The sequence below is a fragment of the Curtobacterium citri genome (assembly GCF_030362955.1).
Lineage (GTDB): Bacteria > Actinomycetota > Actinomycetes > Actinomycetales > Microbacteriaceae > Curtobacterium > Curtobacterium citri.
Genome location: NZ_JAUCML010000002.1, coordinates 314,740 through 332,110 on the forward strand (window position 1 = coordinate 314,740; position 17,371 = coordinate 332,110).

Annotated in this window: 17 protein-coding genes; 10 read left to right on the top strand and 7 right to left on the bottom strand. The window is 72.0% G+C overall.

Features of this window, described 5'->3' with window-relative positions; translation table 11 throughout:
* Window positions 1-53 precede the first annotated feature (53 nt).
* Window positions 54-1,538, top strand: coding sequence for an aminopeptidase P family protein (locus tag QUG92_RS03915; RefSeq protein ID WP_289457738.1), 1,485 nt, complete (start codon window positions 54-56; stop codon window positions 1,536-1,538).
* Window positions 1,539-1,556: 18 nt separating this feature from the next.
* Window positions 1,557-2,075, top strand: a complete 519-nt coding sequence (locus tag QUG92_RS03920) for a GNAT family N-acetyltransferase (RefSeq protein ID WP_083263761.1) — start codon at window positions 1,557-1,559, stop codon at window positions 2,073-2,075.
* 81 nt (window positions 2,076-2,156) lie between these two features.
* Here QUG92_RS03920 and QUG92_RS03925 read toward each other — a convergent pair whose 3' ends face one another.
* Window positions 2,157-3,140 carry a YflT domain-containing protein gene (locus QUG92_RS03925; protein ID WP_182047954.1) on the bottom strand — a complete coding sequence of 328 codons (984 nt, stop codon included), beginning with the start codon at window positions 3,138-3,140 and terminating at the stop codon, window positions 2,157-2,159.
* Window positions 3,141-3,304: 164 nt separating this feature from the next.
* On the opposite strand from QUG92_RS03925, the gene QUG92_RS03930 reads away from it, so the two are divergent.
* Genes QUG92_RS03930 through QUG92_RS03945 form a run of 4 tightly spaced genes read left to right on the top strand, consistent with a single transcriptional unit; the run spans window position 3,305 to window position 7,202 of the window.
* Complete coding sequence (locus QUG92_RS03930; protein WP_182047953.1) at window positions 3,305-4,624, top strand: magnesium transporter MgtE N-terminal domain-containing protein; 1,320 nt, start codon at window positions 3,305-3,307, stop codon at window positions 4,622-4,624.
* Between the two features lie 34 nt (window positions 4,625-4,658).
* The gene (locus QUG92_RS03935; protein WP_069711788.1) at window positions 4,659-5,156 is read left to right on the top strand and encodes a DUF1003 domain-containing protein; all 498 of its coding nucleotides are present in this window, start codon (window positions 4,659-4,661) and stop codon (window positions 5,154-5,156) included.
* Window positions 5,149-6,294, top strand: a complete 1,146-nt coding sequence (locus QUG92_RS03940; RefSeq protein WP_289457739.1) for a P-loop NTPase — start codon at window positions 5,149-5,151, stop codon at window positions 6,292-6,294. The genes QUG92_RS03935 and QUG92_RS03940 overlap by 8 nt, the downstream gene beginning before the upstream one ends.
* 56 nt (window positions 6,295-6,350) lie before the next feature.
* Window positions 6,351-7,202 carry a class I SAM-dependent methyltransferase gene (locus tag QUG92_RS03945; RefSeq protein ID WP_289457740.1) on the top strand — a complete coding sequence of 284 codons (852 nt, stop codon included), beginning with the start codon at window positions 6,351-6,353 and terminating at the stop codon, window positions 7,200-7,202.
* Between the two features lie 83 nt (window positions 7,203-7,285).
* Here the strand turns inward: QUG92_RS03945 and QUG92_RS03950 are convergent, their stop codons facing one another.
* Window positions 7,286-7,666 carry a twin-arginine translocase TatA/TatE family subunit gene (locus QUG92_RS03950; protein ID WP_069711629.1) on the bottom strand — a complete coding sequence of 127 codons (381 nt, stop codon included), beginning with the start codon at window positions 7,664-7,666 and terminating at the stop codon, window positions 7,286-7,288.
* 64 nt (window positions 7,667-7,730) lie between these two features.
* Here QUG92_RS03950 and QUG92_RS03955 point away from each other — a divergent pair, with 64 nt between their 5' ends.
* Window positions 7,731-8,363, top strand: coding sequence for an O-methyltransferase (locus QUG92_RS03955; RefSeq protein WP_182047057.1), 633 nt, complete (start codon window positions 7,731-7,733; stop codon window positions 8,361-8,363).
* A gap of 24 nt (window positions 8,364-8,387) precedes the next feature.
* On the opposite strand, the gene QUG92_RS03960 is transcribed toward QUG92_RS03955, so the two are convergent.
* On the bottom strand, window positions 8,388-9,110 hold the full coding sequence (locus QUG92_RS03960; RefSeq protein WP_289457741.1) for an AAA family ATPase: 723 nt from the start codon (window positions 9,108-9,110) through the stop codon (window positions 8,388-8,390).
* A gap of 138 nt (window positions 9,111-9,248) precedes the next feature.
* A complete protein-coding gene (locus tag QUG92_RS03965) occupies window positions 9,249-9,419 on the bottom strand; it encodes a DUF3117 domain-containing protein (RefSeq protein ID WP_017887054.1) in 171 nt (56 codons plus the stop codon).
* A gap of 127 nt (window positions 9,420-9,546) precedes the next feature.
* On the opposite strand from QUG92_RS03965, the gene QUG92_RS03970 reads away from it, so the two are divergent.
* Window positions 9,547-10,707: an AI-2E family transporter gene (locus tag QUG92_RS03970; RefSeq protein ID WP_289457742.1), complete on the top strand. Its 1,161-nt coding sequence runs from the start codon at window positions 9,547-9,549 to the stop codon at window positions 10,705-10,707.
* Here the strand turns inward: QUG92_RS03970 and QUG92_RS03975 are convergent.
* Window positions 10,686-11,924 (bottom strand): hypothetical protein, encoded by a 1,239-nt coding sequence (locus tag QUG92_RS03975; protein WP_289457743.1) that lies wholly within the window; start codon window positions 11,922-11,924, stop codon window positions 10,686-10,688. The genes QUG92_RS03970 and QUG92_RS03975 overlap by 22 nt on opposite strands.
* A complete protein-coding gene (gene dapE, locus QUG92_RS03980) occupies window positions 11,921-13,003 on the bottom strand; it encodes a succinyl-diaminopimelate desuccinylase (RefSeq protein ID WP_289457744.1) in 1,083 nt (360 codons plus the stop codon). The genes QUG92_RS03975 and dapE overlap by 4 nt, the downstream gene beginning before the upstream one ends.
* A 129-nt stretch (window positions 13,004-13,132) precedes the next feature.
* Between dapE and dapD the strand changes: the two genes are divergently transcribed.
* Window positions 13,133-14,098 (top strand): 2,3,4,5-tetrahydropyridine-2,6-dicarboxylate N-succinyltransferase, encoded by a 966-nt coding sequence (gene dapD / locus QUG92_RS03985; RefSeq protein ID WP_289457745.1) that lies wholly within the window; start codon window positions 13,133-13,135, stop codon window positions 14,096-14,098.
* Window positions 14,099-14,240: 142 nt separating this feature from the next.
* On the top strand, window positions 14,241-15,665 hold the full coding sequence (locus tag QUG92_RS03990) for a M60 family metallopeptidase (protein WP_289457746.1): 1,425 nt from the start codon (window positions 14,241-14,243) through the stop codon (window positions 15,663-15,665).
* Between the two features lie 305 nt (window positions 15,666-15,970).
* Here QUG92_RS03990 and QUG92_RS03995 read toward each other — a convergent pair whose 3' ends face one another.
* Window positions 15,971-17,269: a citrate synthase gene (locus QUG92_RS03995; protein WP_083263736.1), complete on the bottom strand. Its 1,299-nt coding sequence runs from the start codon at window positions 17,267-17,269 to the stop codon at window positions 15,971-15,973.
* Window positions 17,270-17,371: the final 102 nt, after the last annotated feature.

Sequence of the window (17,371 nt, forward strand, 5' to 3'; positions counted from 1 at the left end):
CAGGTGAACAGCCGCTCAGGCCGCACGGTCAGCTCGGTGCGATGATGGGTGACATGGCCGACACCACCCCTCGCGCGACGAGCAACCGTTCCACCACCCCCGGGTCCTCGACCTTCAAGGACCACATCGCGTCGCAGTGGGCGGACCGTGTGCGGCCCACTCCCGAGCCCCGCGAGCAGTCGGCCTTCGCAGCCGAGCGCCGCGCCCGGATCTCGGAGCTGCACCCCGGGCGCACGATCGTGGTGCCCGCCGGACAGGCGAAGGTGCGCTCGAACGACTGCGACTACCCGTTCCGCCCGCACTCGACCTTCGCGCACCTGACCGGCTGGGGCACCGACACGGTCGTCGGCTCCGTGCTCGTGCTGACGCCGAACGGGTCCGGGCACGACGCCACGCTGTACTTCCGCGCCACGGCCGGCCGCGACTCCGAGGAGTTCTACGCGAACCCCGAGATCGGCGAGTTCTGGGTCGGCCCGCGTCCGTCGCTCGACGAGGTCGCCGCCGACCTCGGGCTCGCAACGGCCGACCTCGGCGCCTTCGCCGAGGTCGCCGACGGGCTCGACGCCTCGGTGCTGCTCGTCCGCGACGCCGACGACGAGCTGACCCGCGCGCTCGACGCCCGCCTCGGCACCGCGGTGGGCGGGGCCGAGGCGACCGACGCCGCGCCCGCGACCGACGACGTGCTCTCCCGCGACCTGTCCGAGCTCCGGCTCGTGAAGGACGCGTACGAGGTGAACGAGCTCCGGAAGGCCGTCGAGGCCACGAAGTCCGGGTTCGACGACGTCATCGCCGACTTCGACGCCGTCCTGGCGCACCCCCGGGGCGAGCGCATCGTCGAGGGCACCTTCAACCGCCGTGCCCGGGCCGACGGCAACACGGTGGGCTACGACACCATCGCCGCGTCCGGCCACCACGCCTGCATCCTGCACTGGACCCGCAACGACGGCGCCGTGGAGCCGGGCGACCTCATCCTCATCGACGCCGGTGTCGAGGTCGACTCGTTCTACACGGCCGACATCACCCGCACGCTGCCGGTCAGCGGGACCTTCACCGACGTGCAGCGCATGGTCTACGAGGCCGTGCTCGAGGCGGCGGACGCCGCGTTCGCGATCGTCAGGCCCGGGATCACCTTCCGCGAGGTCCACGCCACCGCCATGGAGGTCATCGCCCGGAAGACCGCCGAGTGGGGCTTCCTGCCCGGGACCGCGGAGGAGTCGCTCCAGCCGGACAACCAGTTCCACCGCCGCTACATGGTGCACGGCACGAGCCACCACCTCGGACTCGACGTGCACGACTGCGCGAAGGCCCGCCGTGAGATGTACATCGACGGCACCGTGCAGCCCGGCATGGTCTTCACGATCGAACCCGGCCTGTACTTCCAGCAGGACGACCTCACCGTCCCCGAGGAGTTCCGCGGCATCGGTGTCCGCATCGAGGACGACGTCCTGGTGACCGAGGACGGCGCCGAGAACCTCTCGGTGGGCATCCCCCGGACCCCCTCGGAAGTGGAGGGGTGGATCGCGCGGTCCGGCCGCTAGCCTGGACCGGTGACGACGATGCCCGACACCAGCCCCAGCACGACGCCCGCCGCGGTCCCCGCACCGACCGGCACGACCGTGCCGCGCGGGCTGTCCATCGACGTCGAGCACTTCGACTCGCCGGACGCGCAGCGGCTCCGGGCCGCGCAGCGCCTGGAGATCGACCGGTCCTACGGTGGCGACACCGAGCCCGGCGAGAAGCCGACGGCCGAGTCCATCGCGGTGTTCTTCGTGGCGCGGGACGAGGACGGCACGCCGCTCGGCTGCGGTGGGCTGCGCCTCGTGCAGGACGGCATCGCCGAGGTGAAGCGCATGTACGTCCGACCCGAGTCGCGCGGTGCCGGGGTGTCGACCGGGATCCTCCGTCGCCTCGAGGAGGCCGCGATCGACCTCGGGTCGCCGGCGCTCGTGCTCGAGACCGGGGACCAGCAGCAGCGCGCCATCGGGTTCTACGAGCGCGAGGGCTTCACCCGCATCGCCAACTTCGGCCCCTACGTCGGGGCTGCCCGCTCCGTCTGCTACTCGAAGGTCCTGTAGCCGGGACCCCCGCACGACGACGCCCGCGCCGACCCGTTGGTCGGTCGCGGGCGTCGTTCCGTCGGCGAGGGCCTCGGGTCGTCAGGCGCGGTCGTCGTCGCGCCGCTGCTCCGGTGCACCGTCAGCAGCACCGCCGCGGTCGGCACCGCGCCCGCGGTCGTCGTCCGCACCGGTGACACGCTCGCCGTACTGCGGGCGCTCGTCGGGCCGCGACTGCGGCACCCGCGGGTCGACGGCCGGCGCGGGCTGCTGCGCGGTCTGCGGGGTCTCGCCGTAGCGGGGTCCCTCGTTCGTGCCGTACCGCGGGCCGTCGTTCGTCCCGTACCGCGGGCCGTCGTTCGTGCCGTACCGCGGCCCACCGTCCTGGGGGCGACCACCGTCACCGGGGCGACCGCCCTGCGGGCCGGGGCCCGACGTGCCGGGCTGCTGCGTGCCTCCCGGCCGGTGCGGCGTGGCGTGTCCGCCGTACGGCGACCCCTGCTGCGGGCCCGGGCGCCACGGTTCCTGGCCCTGGAAGGGCCGCGCGCTCGTGCCGGGTGCTCCCGGCTGCGGGGCGTCGTTCCAGTGCGTCGACGGCGTCGCGCCGTGCTGGCCGAGGATCTGCTGCGCCTGCCCGGTCAGCTGCGGGTCGACGACGATCTGGTAGTTCGTGGCGAGCACCTGGTGCACGCTCGTGAAGTCGCGCTGCCGCTTCGTGATGGCGAAGGAGACGATGCCGTAGAGCATGCCGAACGCGGCACCGATGATCGCGGCGGCGATGATCAGGCCCCCGGCGGTCGGCGAGAACAGCGTCAGGACGATGCCGAAGAAGATGCCCAGCCAGAGGCCGGACAGCGCGCCCGCGATGGCGGCGCGTCCGTACGTCATCTTGCCGGTGACGCGCTCGACCGTCTTGAGGTCGTTGCCGACGATCGCGATCTTCGCGACGGGGAAGTCCGCCTCCGCCAGCTTCGCGACGACGCGCTGCGCGTCGGGGTAGCTGTCGTAGGTGCCGAGGACGTCCCCGCGCGGCAGCGTCGGGAAGGCCTGGGCGGTGCGTCCGGCGAACGGGCTCTGGTTGCTCACCCAGCCATCATCCACCGGGCACCTTGCGATCACACGTGCGCCTCCCGGGTGTCTCCGGGGTGCTCCGCCGGCGCAGACTTCGCCTCCGGGCGCCTCCGGGATGCCTCAGGGTCGGCGCCGTCCGTCGGGCATGCGCCCGGACCGGCACCGACTACGCTGGACGGGTGAGCGCCTCGAAGGTCTTCGTCGCCCGCCTCGCCGGGTGCTCCGTCTTCGACCCCGCGGGCGACCGCGTCGGCCGCGTCCGGGACGTCCTGGTGGTCTACCGACGGGCCGATCCCCCACGCGTGGTCGGGCTCATCGTCGAGGTCCCGGGCAAGCGCCGCATCTTCCTGAGCATCGGACGCGTCACGTCGATCGGTGCGGGCCAGGTCATCACCACGGGCATCGTCAACATGCGCCGCTTCGAGCAGCGCGGCGGCGAGGTCCGGGTGATCGCCGAGATGCTCGGACGCAAGGTCCTGCTGACCCGCGACCGCATCCGCGCCACGATCGAGGACGTCGCGATCGAGGACCGCGGGCAGGGCGACTGGGAGGTGTCGCAGCTCTTCCTCCGCAAGCCGAAGACGACCCCGTCGCCGTTCGGCAAGGGGCCGACGACCTTCGCCACCTGGAACGAGGTCACCGAGGACGAGCTCCCCGGCGAGGCCCAGTCCGCCGAGCACGTCATCGCCGCGTACTCCGACCTGGTCCCCGCCGACCTCGCCAGCACGCTGCTCGACCTGCCCGAGGAACGCCGCTTCGAGGTGGCCGAGGAGCTCCCCGACGACCGGCTCGCCGACGTGCTCGAGGAGATGCCCGACCAGGAGCGCATCGACATCCTGACCCGGCTCGAGGACGCCCGCGCCGCCGACGTCCTCGACCAGATGCAGCCGGACGACGCCGCCGACGTGCTCGCGCAGTTCCCCGACGACCGGAGCGAGGCACTGCTGCAGCTCATGGAGCCGGAGGAGGCGCAGGACGTGCGCATGCTCCTGGAGTACGAGCCGGACACCGCCGGTGGCCTCATGACCACCGAGCCGGTCATCGTCTCCGCCGACGCCACCGTGGCCGAGGGGCTCGCGCTCATCCGCCGGCACGAGCTCGCCCCGGCGCTCGGCGCGAGCGTCTGCGTGACCCTGCCGCCGTACGAGCCGCCGACCGGTCGGTTCCTCGGCCTGGTGCACTTCCAGCGCATGCTCCGCTACCCGCCGAACGAACGCCTCGGCACGCTCATCGACCAGCAGACCGAACCGGTGCGGGTCGACGCCAGCGCCGCCGAGGTCACGCGCGTCATGGCGACCTACAACCTCGTGTCCGTCCCCGTGGTCGACGACGCCCACCGCCTGGTCGGGGTGGTGACGATCGACGACGTCCTCGACCACGTCCTGCCCGACGACTGGCGAAGTCAGGGCGAGGGGGAAGCCCCCTCGCGACTCCGCCAACGCCCGCGCAAGACCCCCGTGACGACGGGAAGGAGGACCACCCGTGGCCCGAACGGATGACGACCGCCAGGAACGACTCGACTCGCCCAAGGGCATGCGCACGCGCGTGCTCCCGACCCGGCGTCGCGGCCGCGGTGACACCTTCGGTCGGGCGACCGAGGGCATCGCGCGCGCGATGGGCACGCCCTGGTTCCTCGTCGGCCTGACCCTCTTCTGCGCCGTCTGGATGGGCTACAACACGCTGGCTCCGAAGCCGTGGCAGTTCGACTCCGCGGCGATCGGCTTCACGGCGCTGACGCTCGTGCTGTCGCTGCAGGCCTCGTACGCGGCACCGCTGATCCTGCTCGCGCAGAACCGGCAGGACGACCGCGACCGCGTGCAGTTCGAGCAGGACCGCCAGCGCGCCGAGCGCAACCTGGCCGACACCGAGTACCTCGCCCGCGAGGTCGTCGCCCTCCGCCTGGCGATGCGGGACATGGCGTCGAAGGACTTCATCCGTGCCGAGCTCCGGTCCCTGCTCGAGGAGCTCGACCGCCGCGACACCGAGGACGCCGGCTTCGCCGACGAGCCGGGCACGACCACGCGTGGCTGAGGAGCGTCTCGGCGAAGCCGTCCTCGCTGCGCTCGGCCGCGTGCTCGACCCGGAGATCCGTCGCCCCGTCACGGAGCTCGACATGATCCGCGGCGTCGACGTGCAGCCGGGAGGCTCGGTGCGCGTGGACCTGCAGCTCACGATCGTCGGGTGCCCGGCCGCCGACACCATCGAGCGCGACGTACGGTCGGCCGCCGGTTCCGTGGACGGCGTGCACCACGTCGACGTCGACGTCTCCGTGATGAGCCCGGCGACGCGGGCCGCGCTCACCGAGCGGCTGCGCGGCGACCGGCCGCGCGGTGTGCAGTTCACCCCGGACACCCTGACCCGGGTCATCGCCGTGACGAGCGGCAAGGGCGGCGTCGGCAAGTCCACCGTCACCGTCAACCTGGCGGTCGCGCTCGCCGCCGCCGGACAGCGGGTCGGCGTGGTCGACGTCGACGTGCACGGCTTCAGCGTCCCCGGGCTGATGGGGCTGACGGACGCGCACGGCGTCGCACCCCGGCCGACCCGCGTGGACAGCATGATCCTGCCGCCGGTCGCGCACGAGGTGAAGGTCGTCTCCATCGGCATGTTCGTCGACGACGTCTCGACCGCGGTGTCCTGGCGCGGGCCGATGCTGCACCGGACGGTCGCGCAGTTCCTCACCGACGTGTGGTTCGGCGATCTCGACGTGCTCCTGCTCGACCTGCCGCCCGGGACCGGCGACGTGGCGATCTCGGTCGGCCAGCTGCTCCCCCACGCAGAGGTGCTCGTCGTCACGACGCCGCAGGCCGCGGCGGCCGACGTCGCCGAGCGGAGCGGGGTCGTCGCCCGACAGACCGGGCAGCGGGTCATCGGCGTCGTCGAGAACATGGCCGGGCTCGTGCAGCCCGACGGCACCGTGCTGCACCTGTTCGGCGAGGGCGGCGGGGACGAGACCGCGGCGCGGCTGTCCCGTGGGCAGGACGTGCCCGTGCCGGTGCTCGGTCGCGTGCCGCTCTCGGTGCCGCTCCGGGAGGGCGGGGACACCGGCCTGCCCGTCGTGCTCGGCGCTCCGGAGGACCCGGCGGCCGTGGCCCTGCGCGGGGTCGCCGAGCGGATCACGACGATGGGCCGCGGGCTCGCCGGCCGGAAGCTCGGGCTGACACTGTCCTGACCGCCCCTCCCGGGCGGCGCTCGCGTCACCGACGGCCGCCTCGGTACCGTGTCGGCATGGACAGCACCGACCACGTCACCGTCGACTGGGACGCCGCGCGGGACACGAACCGCGCGAACTGGGACGACCGCGTGCCCATCCACGAGGGCGCCTACGACGTCGCCGCGCTCGACGACCCCGCGTACCGGTCCGACGTCGTGCGCGACGACCTGCCCGCGCTCGCCCCGTGGCTGCCGGGCGGCTCGCTCGACGGGCTCGACGTCTGCCACCTGCAGTGCCACATCGGCACGGACACGGTGTCGCTCGCGCGCGAGGGCGCACGGCTGACCGGAGTCGACTTCTCGGCACCGGCCCTCGCGTCGGCGGCCGCCCTCGCGTCACGCCTCGGCCTCGACGTCACGTGGGTCGAGACCGACGTGCTCGACGCCCGCGCCGCCGTCACCGGCGACTTCGACGTCGTCTACACGAGCATCGGCACGATCTGCTGGCTGCCCGACCTCGACCGGTGGGCCGCACAGGTCGCCGCGCTCCTGCGTCCGGGCGGCGTGTTCTTCATCCGCGACGGGCACCCGGCGCTGTACGCCCTCGACGAGGACGCGGCCGAGCTCGTCAGCCGGTACCGGTACTTCCCGGACGGCACGGCGCAGCAGTGGGAGGACGCGGGCACCTACGTCGGGGAGGGCACCGTCGCGAACACCCGGACGTACGAGTGGCCGCACCCCCTCTCCGAGGTCGTGAACGCCCTGCTCGGCGCCGGGCTGCGGCTCCGCCGGCTCGACGAGGGCCGGACGCTCCCCTGGCGCTTCAGCCCGCGCATGGAGGAGGACGGTCACGGCTCGTGGGTGTGGCCCGCCGGGGACCGCGACCGCGTGCCCACGACGTTCACGATCGTCGCGACGAAGGACTGACCCGACGCGACCGGACGACGGACGGGAGGCACGGTGCCAGCCGGCACCGTGCCTCCCGTCCGTCAGCGGTCACGAGACGTTCGTCAGGTCGCCTCGGTGTCGTACGGCGCGGCCTCGCCCTCGGCGAGCGGCACCGTCGGTGCCGTGGCGCGCACCTTCGACGCGGTGACCTGCGCGGTCTGCACGGCCGCCATGCCCGCGGCGGTGCTGTCGCCCGAGTCGAGCAGGGCGTCGCGGATGATGCGCCGCGGGTCGTACTGCCGCGGGTCGAGCTTCTGCCAGTCGACGTCGTCGAACTCGGGGCCCATCTCCTCGCGCATCCGGTCCTTCGCGGTGTCCGCGAACCGGCGCACGGCCTTCACGAACTCGGCGAGCTTCTGCGCGTACATCGGCAGGCGCTGCGGCCCGAGCAGCAGCACCGCGATGATCCCGATGATCAGGATCTTGTTGAAGTCGATGGACACGGCAACGAGCGTAACCCGTGACACTGCGCCGCACCCGTAGAGTTGTCCTCCGAACGGAGTGTGCGTGTCAGAGAAAGAGTCGAACTGGAAGTTCGCCGAGGACATCGTCTCGGAGCCCGAGGTGATCGCCCGAGCGCGAGAGCACTCCCTGGAACTCGGGGTCGAGGCGATCTCCCCCGCGATCGGCGCTCAGGTGGCCGTGGTCGCCGCGGCGTCCCGCGCGACCAGCATGATCGAGATCGGCACCGGGCTCGGCGTCTCCGGGCTGTACCTGCTGCGCGGCGCCCCGGACGCGACCCTGACGACGATCGACGTCGAGGTCGACCACCAGCAGTACGCGCGTGACGCCTACCTCGCGGCCGGCACCGCGCCCGCGCGGGTGCGGCTGATCCCCGGTCGTGCGAACCAGGTGCTCCCCCGGATGAACGAGGCCTCCTACGACGTCGTCCTCGTCGACGCCGACCCGGAGCACGTCATCGAGTACGTCGAGCACGGCCTCCGGCTCGCGCGGGTCGGCGGGACGGTGCTCGTCCCGCACGCGCTCTGGCGCGGCCGCGTCGCCGACCCGGTGCGGCGGGACCGCGCGACGACGGACTTCCGCCTGCTGCTCACCGAGGTGTCGACCTCGGGCGCGGTGCGCAGCGCCCTCTCGCCCGCGGGCGACGGGCTGCTGCAGATGACCAAGGTCTCCGCGTAGCGGGTCCCGGTCTGGAGGCACGGGTCACCCCAGGTGGCGCAGGTACCGTTCCGGCGCGGCGAGGAAGGCCCGCTGGTCGCGGACCAGGTCGAGGTCACCCCACGCGGTGCGACGCAGCCCCCACTCCCCCACCTCGTGCACCGCGGCACCGGGGAAGGCGGCGAGGACCGGGGAGTGCGTCGAGAGCAGGACCTGGCCGATCCCGGTGTCGACGACGGACTGCAGCAGGCCGATGAGGGCGAGGCACCCGGAGAACGACAGCGCCGACTCGGGCTCGTCGAGGATCCACAGGCCGGGCCACCGCGACCGGTCGATCACGAAGTCGAGGAACGACTCGCCGTGGCTGCGCTCGTGGAAGCGCGGTTCGTCGGGCCGGCCGCCGTGCCCCTCGAGGTACGTGAAGAAGCCGTGCATGGTCTCGGCACGCAGGAAGAACCCGCTCTTCGGGGCACCGGGCTCGCGCACGAGCAGGAGGTGCTCCCACAGCTGCGACTCGGTCGGCCGGGTCGAGTGGCCCGACATCGTGGAGCCGCCCTCGGGTGACATGCCGTACGCGAGTGCGACCGCCTCGACCAGGGTGGACTTGCCGACCCCGTTGTCGCCGACGAAGACCGTCACCGGGTCGAGGTCGAGCCCCTCGTCGAGGACCTGCCGCACCGGCGCGAGCGTGCCGGGCCAGCAGTGACGCGACAGCGGGTCGGGCGCGTACTCCTCGATGCGGCGGATCGGCAGGCGGGTGCGGGGCACGTGACCCATCCTGTCCGACGGCACCGACAGGCGCAGGAGGCCGTGGACGGCAGGAGGCCCGGAGCGACAGGAGGCCCGGAGCGTGGGTGCTCCGGGCCTCCTGTCGTGGTGCTTCGACTGTCGTGGTGCTTCGACGGACTAGGCCGAGACGACCTCGGCGAGTGCGTCGTGGAGTTCCTTGGCCTCGGCGTCGTTGACCGAGACCACCAGGCGGCCTCCACCTTCGAGCGGAACCCGCACGATGATGAGTCGACCCTCCTTGACAGCCTCCATCGGCCCGTCGCCGGTCCTCGGCTTCATTGCTGCCACCAGATGTCCCCTTTCGTGCAGTACATGCCTGCCCATTATCCCGTATCAGCGGGGCAACTGCGAAACCGCCCAGGTTGGGGGCCGCGGATCGCTGCGTTCTCGCGGGTCGGAGTGGTCACCTTGGCGTGTGCCGAACACTTCCTCCACGACCCGGACGCCGGACCGGGTCACCGCTGACGCCGTCCCGACGGGCATGCGCATCGCCGGCGCGTTCTCGTGGCGCTTCCTCGTCGTGGTCGCCGCCCTCGCCGTCGTCGTCGCCCTGGTCGTCCTGCTGCAGGAGATCGTCGTGCCGTTCCTCGTCGGCCTGCTCGTCTGCGCGCTGCTCGCACCGATGTCGGCGTTCCTGCAGCGGCACGGGTGGCCCAAGTGGCTCGCGGTGCTCTCGTGCTTCGTCGCCGTCCTCGTCGTCATCGGTGTCCTCGCACTGGTCGTCACCGCCCAGATCCGCTACGACCTGCCGACGCTCGAGCACCGCCTCCGGAGCAACGTGCAGACGTTCCAGACGCTGCTGGCCACGGAGCCGTTCGGCATCACGTCCGCCCAGGTGACGAAGTACCTCTCCGAGGCGACGACGTTCCTGCAGGCCCACGTCTCGTCGATCCTCTCGGGAGCGGCCGAGGCCGGCAGCGGTCTGGTCCACGCCCTCGAGGGCCTGTTCATCGTGGTCTTCACCACGATCTTCGTGCTGGTCGACGGACGCCGGATCTGGTCCTGGGTCGTGCGGATCTTCCCGCGCCGCTCCCGCGGTCGCATCGACGCGGCCGGGCAGGCCGGTTGGAAGACCCTGACGAGCTTCATCCGCGTGCAGCTCATCGTCGCGGTGACGGACGCGCTCGGCATCGTCATCGGCGCCCTCGCCCTCGGGCTGCCGCTCGCCGTGCCGATCGGCGTGATCGTGTTCTTCGGCGCCTTCGTGCCGGTGGTCGGCGCGATCGTGGCGGGGATCGTCGCCGTGGTCATCGCGCTCGTCTTCAACGGCCTGGTGCCGGCGCTGATCATGCTCGCCGTGGTCGTCGCCGTGCAGCAGCTCGAGAGCCACGTCCTGCACCCGTTCCTCACCGGGTCAGCGGTCCGGGTCCACCCGCTCGGCGTCGTTCTCGGCGTCACCGCGGGCACGACCATCGCCGGGGTGGTCGGGGCGTTCTTCGCGGTGCCGTTCATCGCCACGGTGAACGCGATGGTGCACGCCGCCGCCGAGTGGCGCCCCGGAGAGCAGGACGACGCGACCCCCGCCGCGCGTCGGTCAGACGACCGCGAGGCCGATCACGGTGGGGTCCAGTCGTAGCCGTCGACCCACCAGCAGGTGTCCAGCCACACCCACTGCAGGCCGAGGCAGACGACGACGAGGAGCACGCGGTACACGCGGGAGCGCGGCAACGCGACGATGCCGAGCAGCGGAGCGATCGGCAGGAGGATCCTCCAGGTGCTCGACTGCGGGAAGAACACCGCGAGCAGGTACACGACGTAGGCGATGCCCCACAACCGGAGCTCCAGGCCGATGCGGCGGGCGGCGGGGTGGAGGACGAACACGGCGAACCCGACGACGGCCACCGCGAGCAGGACCCCGCCCGCCGGCTGCCGGAACCACCAGCCGAAGCCCTGGATCCACGGTGTGAAGGGCACGAGCTCCTGCCAGCCGATGTACGACGACCGCCAGGCGAGCTCGGTGTCCGTGTAGGCCTTCGGCACCCCGGTGACGGCCCAGGCGATCGCCGGCCACGCCAGGCCGACCAGCCCCGAGACGACCCCGACCACGAGGGGCGGGACGGCGCGACGGACCGTGAGCCGTCCGGTCTCCCGGACCCATGCCGGACGGACCGCCCACACGCCGAGGAAGAGCACCACCAGGAGCGCGAACGCGAGCCCGGTCGGCCGGGTCATCCCGAGCAGGAGCACGACGGGCAGCATGGTCCACCAGCGTCGGTCGACCATCAGGAGCAGGGCGACGAGCAGCAGGAAGAGCCCCATCGCCTCGGCGTAGGCGACCTGGAACACGGCGGACACCGGCGCGACGCAGAACAGCACGGTCGCGAACGTCGCCCGACCGTCGTCGAGGAAGCGGCCCATCAGGCGCCGGAAGACCAGGGCCGCGCCCCACCCGGCCGCGAACGAGACCGCGACCGCGACCGCTTCGAACGAGGCCCCCGTGAGCACCATGAGCCCGCGCACCAGGAACGGGTACGCCGGCATGAACGCCCACGCGTTCTCGGTGACGTGCCCGGCGGTGTCGACGGGCAGCGTCGAGGGGTAGCCGGACGAGGCGATCACCCGGTACCAGGCACCGTCCCAGATGGACGCGAACGACAGGTAGGACGGGTGCTGGACGGTGAAGGAGTTGGCGGTCTGCACGCTCGCGAACGCCAGGAGCATCGCGCCCGTCACGAGCCGCGCCACGAGGTAGACCACGCTGACCCGGACCCACCACGGGACGACGCGGTAGCGGGCCCGCCACCGCGTGGTGCTGCTCCGCCCCGCGACGACCGGCGCGGGGCCGGTGGTCACGCCGTCAGCCACCGACGCAGGCCGTCCTCGACCGCGGTGATCTGGTCGACGGGGACCTGCTCGTCGTCGTGGTGGGCGAAGACCGGTTCGCCGGGGCCGTAGTTGACCGCGGGGACGCCGAGCGCCGAGAAGCGCGCGACGTCGGTCCAGCCGTACTTCGGGCGGGGCGCGGGACCGCCGACGGCGGCGACGAACTGCTGCGCGAGCGGGGCGTCGAGGCCGGGGCGGGCACCGGCGGCGAGGTCGACGATCTGCACGTCGTACCCGTCGAAGAGCTCGCGGATGTGGGCGACGGCCTCGTCGGCGCTGCGCGACGGGGCGAAGCGGTAGTTGACGTGCACCATCGCCTCGTCCGGGATGACGTTGCCGGCGATCCCGCCGGTGATGCCGACGGCGTTCAGGCCCTCGCGGTACTCGAGTCCGTCCACCGTGACCGTCCGCGGTTCGTACGCGGCGAGGGTGGCGAGGATCGGGGCGGTCTTGTGGATGGCGTTGTCGCCGATCCAGCTGCGGGCGCTGTGGGAGCGCTTGCCGGAGGTGCGGACCTCGGCGCGGAGGTTGCCGTTGCAGCCACCCTCGATCTGCGCGCCGGAGGGTTCACCGAGGATCGCGAAGTCCCCGGCGAGGAGCTCCGGCCGGGTCCGCGCCAGGCGGCCGAGACCGTTCAGGGCGTCGCTGACCTCCTCGTGGTCGTAGAAGACCCACGTGACGTCGACGTTCGGGTCGGTCAGGTCGTGCGCGAGCTTGAGCTGCACCGCGCAGCCGGCCTTCATGTCGACCGTGCCGCGGCCCCAGAGGATCTCGGTGCCGTCCTCGGCGGTGCGGAACTCCGTCGGCAGGTTGTGGTTCAGGGGCACCGTGTCGATGTGCCCGGCGATGACGACGCGTCGTGCTCGCCCGAGTTGCGTCCGCGCGACGATCGCGTCGCCGTCGCGGACCACGTCGAGGTGGGGCAGCGACGCGAGCGACGCCTCGATCGCGTCGGCCAGACGCCCTTCGTTCCCGGACACCGACTCGATGTCGCAGATGGCACGGGTGATGTCGATGGACGAGGCGGTGAGGTCGAGCAGCTCCGGCATGCGGGCAGCCTACCGGCCGGGCCTCGCGCGCTCCGTGAGGGACCGCACACCTGTGGACGACGACCGTTCACGTCCCCGGGCCGTCCGCCCGGACGGTCCGCAGCCCGGGCCGCTCGCTAGCCTGGTCCCGTGACCGAGACGACCCCCACCGCCCGACCGTCCCACGCCTGGGGCCACGGCCTCGCGACGATCGCCACCGACGGCACCACCCTCGACACCTGGTACCCCGAGACGCACCTCGGCGAGCGTCCCGCCGACGCGGCCTTCCCTGAGGAGCTCCGCGCCCACGTCGGCGACGACCCCCGGCGCGACGTCCGGATCGAGGTGGTCACCACGGAGATCGCGATCGACGCGGCACCGACCAGCACGCCGGACGCCTACTTGCGGCTGCACCTGCTGAGCCACCTGCACGTGCGGCCGAACGAGGTCTCGCTCGACGGGGTCTTCGCGCACCTGCCCATCGTCGCGTGGACGAACGCCGGACCGGTCCACCCCGAGGCCCTGACGCGGCTGCGCCCGTCGCTCCAGCGCGCCGGCATCGCGGTGCACGCGGTGGACAAGTTCCCGCGGCTGCTCGACTACGTCGTGCCGGACCGTGTCCGCATCGGCGACGCGAACCGCGTCCGGCTCGGAGCGCACCTGGCTCCCGGCACCACGGTGATGCACGAGGGCTTCGTCAACTTCAACGCCGGGACCCTCGGTGACGCGATGATCGAGGGCCGGGTGTCCCAGGGCGTGGTCGTCGGCGATGGCACGGACATCGGCGGCGGCGCGTCGATCATGGGCACGCTCTCCGGCGGCGGGACGCACCGGGTGTCCCTCGGCGAACGGGCGTTGCTCGGGGCGAACGCCGGGCTCGGCATCTCGCTCGGCGACGACTCCGTGGTCGAGGCCGGGCTCTACGTCACCGCGGGCACGAAGGTCGTGCTCGTCGGCACGGCCCCCTCCCCCGACGGCACCCCCCGCACCGTCAAGGCGGCCGAGCTGTCCGGGGTGCCGAACGTCCTGTTCCGGCGGAACTCGCTCACCGGAGCGGTCGAGGCGTCGCAGCGGCATGGGCAGGGCATCCAGCTCAACACCGACCTGCACGCCTAGGCACCGGGACACGACCCCGCGGGACACCGCCGCGCCCGCTCGGCGGACCAGCACGCGGGAACGACGTCTCCGGAAGCGGACACGGCTCGACAGCGACGGCTCCGTACGCTCGCGGCGTCCCTGTCCCGACCGAGGAGTCCTGATGACCTCGTCCCCCTCCCGTGCCCGCGGTGCGCGCGTCGCGCTGAGCGGCCTCGTGCTCGCCTCCACCGTCTTCGGCACGGTGCTCGTCCCCGCCACCGCGAACGCCGCCACCGACCCGGCACCGACCACCCCCGCTGCGACCGCCCCGCCCACGTCCGACGTCGACGCCGTCGGCATCCCCGCTCCGATCGTGGGGACGAGTGCCTCGGACCTCGCGGTCGCGCCGCTCGGCATCGCGGAGGACGCCCAGTGGGAGGACGGCACGCGCTACGCCCGCAGCGACCTCCGCCAGGCCGGCCGGTGGATCAAGAAGGGCCAGCAGATCGCCGTCACGGTGCCGGAGGGCATGGGCGGCGTCTTCGTCGGTGTCGGCCAGTACGGCAACCACATCGGCATCAACCAGTGCAAGAACGTCGGCGTCGCACAGTTCGCCGCGCGCGGGGGCGTCACCACCGAGATCACGGCGCCCCACGACGGCCTCGTCTCGGTGTTCGACACGAGCGACACCGACACGGGCATCGTGCACATCGCGGGTGGGTACCCGGTCCCGACCTTCGTGAAGGGGCAGACCGACCGCGCGAAGTTCGACCGGCAGCTGCGCGAGTGGACGGCCAGTCCGTTCTTCCTGCTCATCGGCGAGCGCGTGCAGGCGGACGTCCGTCGGCACTCGGACGAGCCGAAGGACGACCAGAACGAGGAGCTCGTCCACGGGGACGACCTCGACGCGCGCCTCGCCGCGTGGGACGACGTCGTCGAGACCAACGCGAAGTTCTGGGGCGGTCAGGGCAAGCACCGCGTGCACATCGCGACACCGAGCTACGACGTCTCCGGCAGCTCCGAGTACGCCGACGCCCACAACGGCTTCGTGTCCTTCCCCACGGACTTCGCCGACCCCCACAACCTGCTGACCGGCGACCGCACCCAGGCGGGCGAGGGCCACTTCCGCCACGCCATCGGGCAGGTCTACCAGCAGCGCTCGACGCGCTGGAAGAACGGCTTCGGGCAGGCGGACGACTACGCCTCGGCAGACCTCGCGAGCCTCGTCATCGAGGAGCGGGTGAACGGACGGAACTGGCTCGACGGCTGGACGGACAAGGTCCGGGAGTTCCGTGCGAAGCCGATCGAGCAGCGCGACTTCTGGGCGAACCAACTGAACGCCACCACGCGCAGCCTGATGTTCGACCAGCTGCGTCGTGCGTACGGGAACGACGTCGTCGCGCGGACGACCGCTCGCGCGAACGAGGACGGCGACCGCACCTACCGCCGCGCGTTCATCCGTGCCGCAGCCCAGGTGACGAAGCAGGACCTCACGCGCTTCTTCGCGGAGTGGGGCATCAGCGTCGAGGACGACGTGCGCGCCGAGATGGCCACGTACCCCGAGCCGAAGACGCCCATCTGGGACGACTTCGACGCCCTGGACTGATCCCGACGACGGACAGGAAGCGCGTGGCGGTCCCGCCACGCGCCTCCCGTCCGTCGGGTCGAACCACGGAAGCGACATCGAACCGACCGGGCGGGCTGGTTCGACGTCGCTTCGGTGGTTCGACGCACGCGCGCGTTCCGCGCGGTCGCACGCGCGTCACCGAGCGGGCAGGACACGCCGCGTGCGCGTCGCCGAGCGGGCAGGATCCGTCGCCGCCGCGTCCCAAGGTGACAGAAAAGGCCCGCTCGCGGGACGCGAGCGGGCCTTTCGGCACCGACGACGGCACAGCGCCGTCGTCGTCGGCCTCAGCGCGCCGGCAGGTCCCGTTCCGGGTGTCCGACGTACAGCTGCTGCGGGCGGCCGATCTTGTTGAGCGGGTCGTTGTTGAGCTCGCGCCACTGGGCGATCCACCCCGGCAGCCGCCCGATCGCGAAGAGCACCGTGAACATCCGCGGCGGGAAGCCCATCGCCCGGTAGATGATGCCCGTGTAGAAGTCGACGTTCGGGTAGAGCTTCCGGCTGACGAAGTACTCGTCCTCGAGCGCGATCTGCTCGAGCTCCATCGCGATGTCGAGCAGGTCGTCCTGCACGCCCAGCGACTGCAGCACCTCGTGCGCGGACTCCTTCACGAGCTTCGCCCGCGGGTCGTAGTTCTTGTACACGCGGTGCCCGAAGCCCATGAGCTTCACCCCGCGCTCCTTGTTCTTCACCCGCTCGACGAAGCGCGACACCGGCTCGCCCGAGTCCTTGATCTGCTGGAGCATCTCGAGCACGGCCTCGTTCGCACCGCCGTGCAGCGGCCCGTACAGCGCGTTGATGCCGGCGGAGATCGACGCGAACATGTTCGCCTTCGTCGATCCGACCAGGCGCACGGTCGAGGTCGAGGCGTTCTGCTCGTGGTCCTCGTGCAGGATCAGGAGCCGCTCGAGCGCCTTGGACAGCACCGGGTTCGGCTCGTACGGCTCGGCCATGGTGCCGAAGTTCAGCCGGAGGAAGTTGTCGACGAACGACAGCTTGTTGTCCGGGTAGAGGAACGCCTGGCCGATCGCCTTCTTGTGCGCGTACGCCGCGATGACGGGGAGCTTCGCGAGGAGCCGGACGGTCTGCAGCTCGACCTTCTCCGGGTCGTCGACGTCCATGTCGTCCTCGTAGTAGGTCGACAGGGCGCTCACGGCGCTCGACAGGACGGACATCGGGTGCGCCGAGTGCGGCAGGGCGTCGAACAGGCGACGGAGGTCCTCGTGCAGCAGCGTGTGCCGGCGGATGCGGGCGTCGAAGCCCGCGAGCTCCTCGTCCGTGGGGAGCTCGCCGTAGATGAGGAGCCAGGCGACCTCGAGGTAGGTGCAGCCGGACGCGACCTGGTCGATCGGGTACCCGCGGTAGCGCAGGATGCCCTGGTCGCCGTCGATGTACGTGATGGCGCTCTTCGTCGCCCCGGTGTTCACGAAGCCGTAGTCGAGCGTGTTCAGCCCGGTCTGCTTCTTGAGCGACGAGATGTCGATGGCGGACGCGCCGTCGACGCTCGGCAGGATCGGGAACTCCGCCGTGCCACCCGGGAACGTCAGCGTCGCGGTCTCCGTCGACTCGGCGGCGGCAGGGCTCACGGGAACGGGCGTGGTGGGCGGTGTGGCCGTCTTCTGAGCATCGTTGGCAGTGTCAGTCACGGGGACAGCCTAACTGCGAGGACTGTCGGTCGTGCACCACCC

Bases quoted from the DNA above. Each gene is read 5' to 3' on its own strand.
- QUG92_RS03915 (WP_289457738.1), top strand. From the start codon at position 54: ATGGCCGACACCACCCCTCGCGCGACGAGCAACCGTTCCACCACCCCC.
- QUG92_RS03920 (WP_083263761.1), top strand. From the start codon at position 1,557: ATGCCCGACACCAGCCCCAGCACGACGCCCGCCGCGGTCCCCGCACCG.
- QUG92_RS03935 (WP_069711788.1), top strand. From the start codon at position 4,659: ATGCGCACGCGCGTGCTCCCGACCCGGCGTCGCGGCCGCGGTGACACC.
- QUG92_RS03945 (WP_289457740.1), top strand. From the start codon at position 6,351: ATGGACAGCACCGACCACGTCACCGTCGACTGGGACGCCGCGCGGGAC.
- dapE (WP_289457744.1), bottom strand. From the start codon at position 13,003: ATGCCGGAGCTGCTCGACCTCACCGCCTCGTCCATCGACATCACCCGT.
- QUG92_RS03990 (WP_289457746.1), top strand. From the start codon at position 14,241: ATGACCTCGTCCCCCTCCCGTGCCCGCGGTGCGCGCGTCGCGCTGAGC.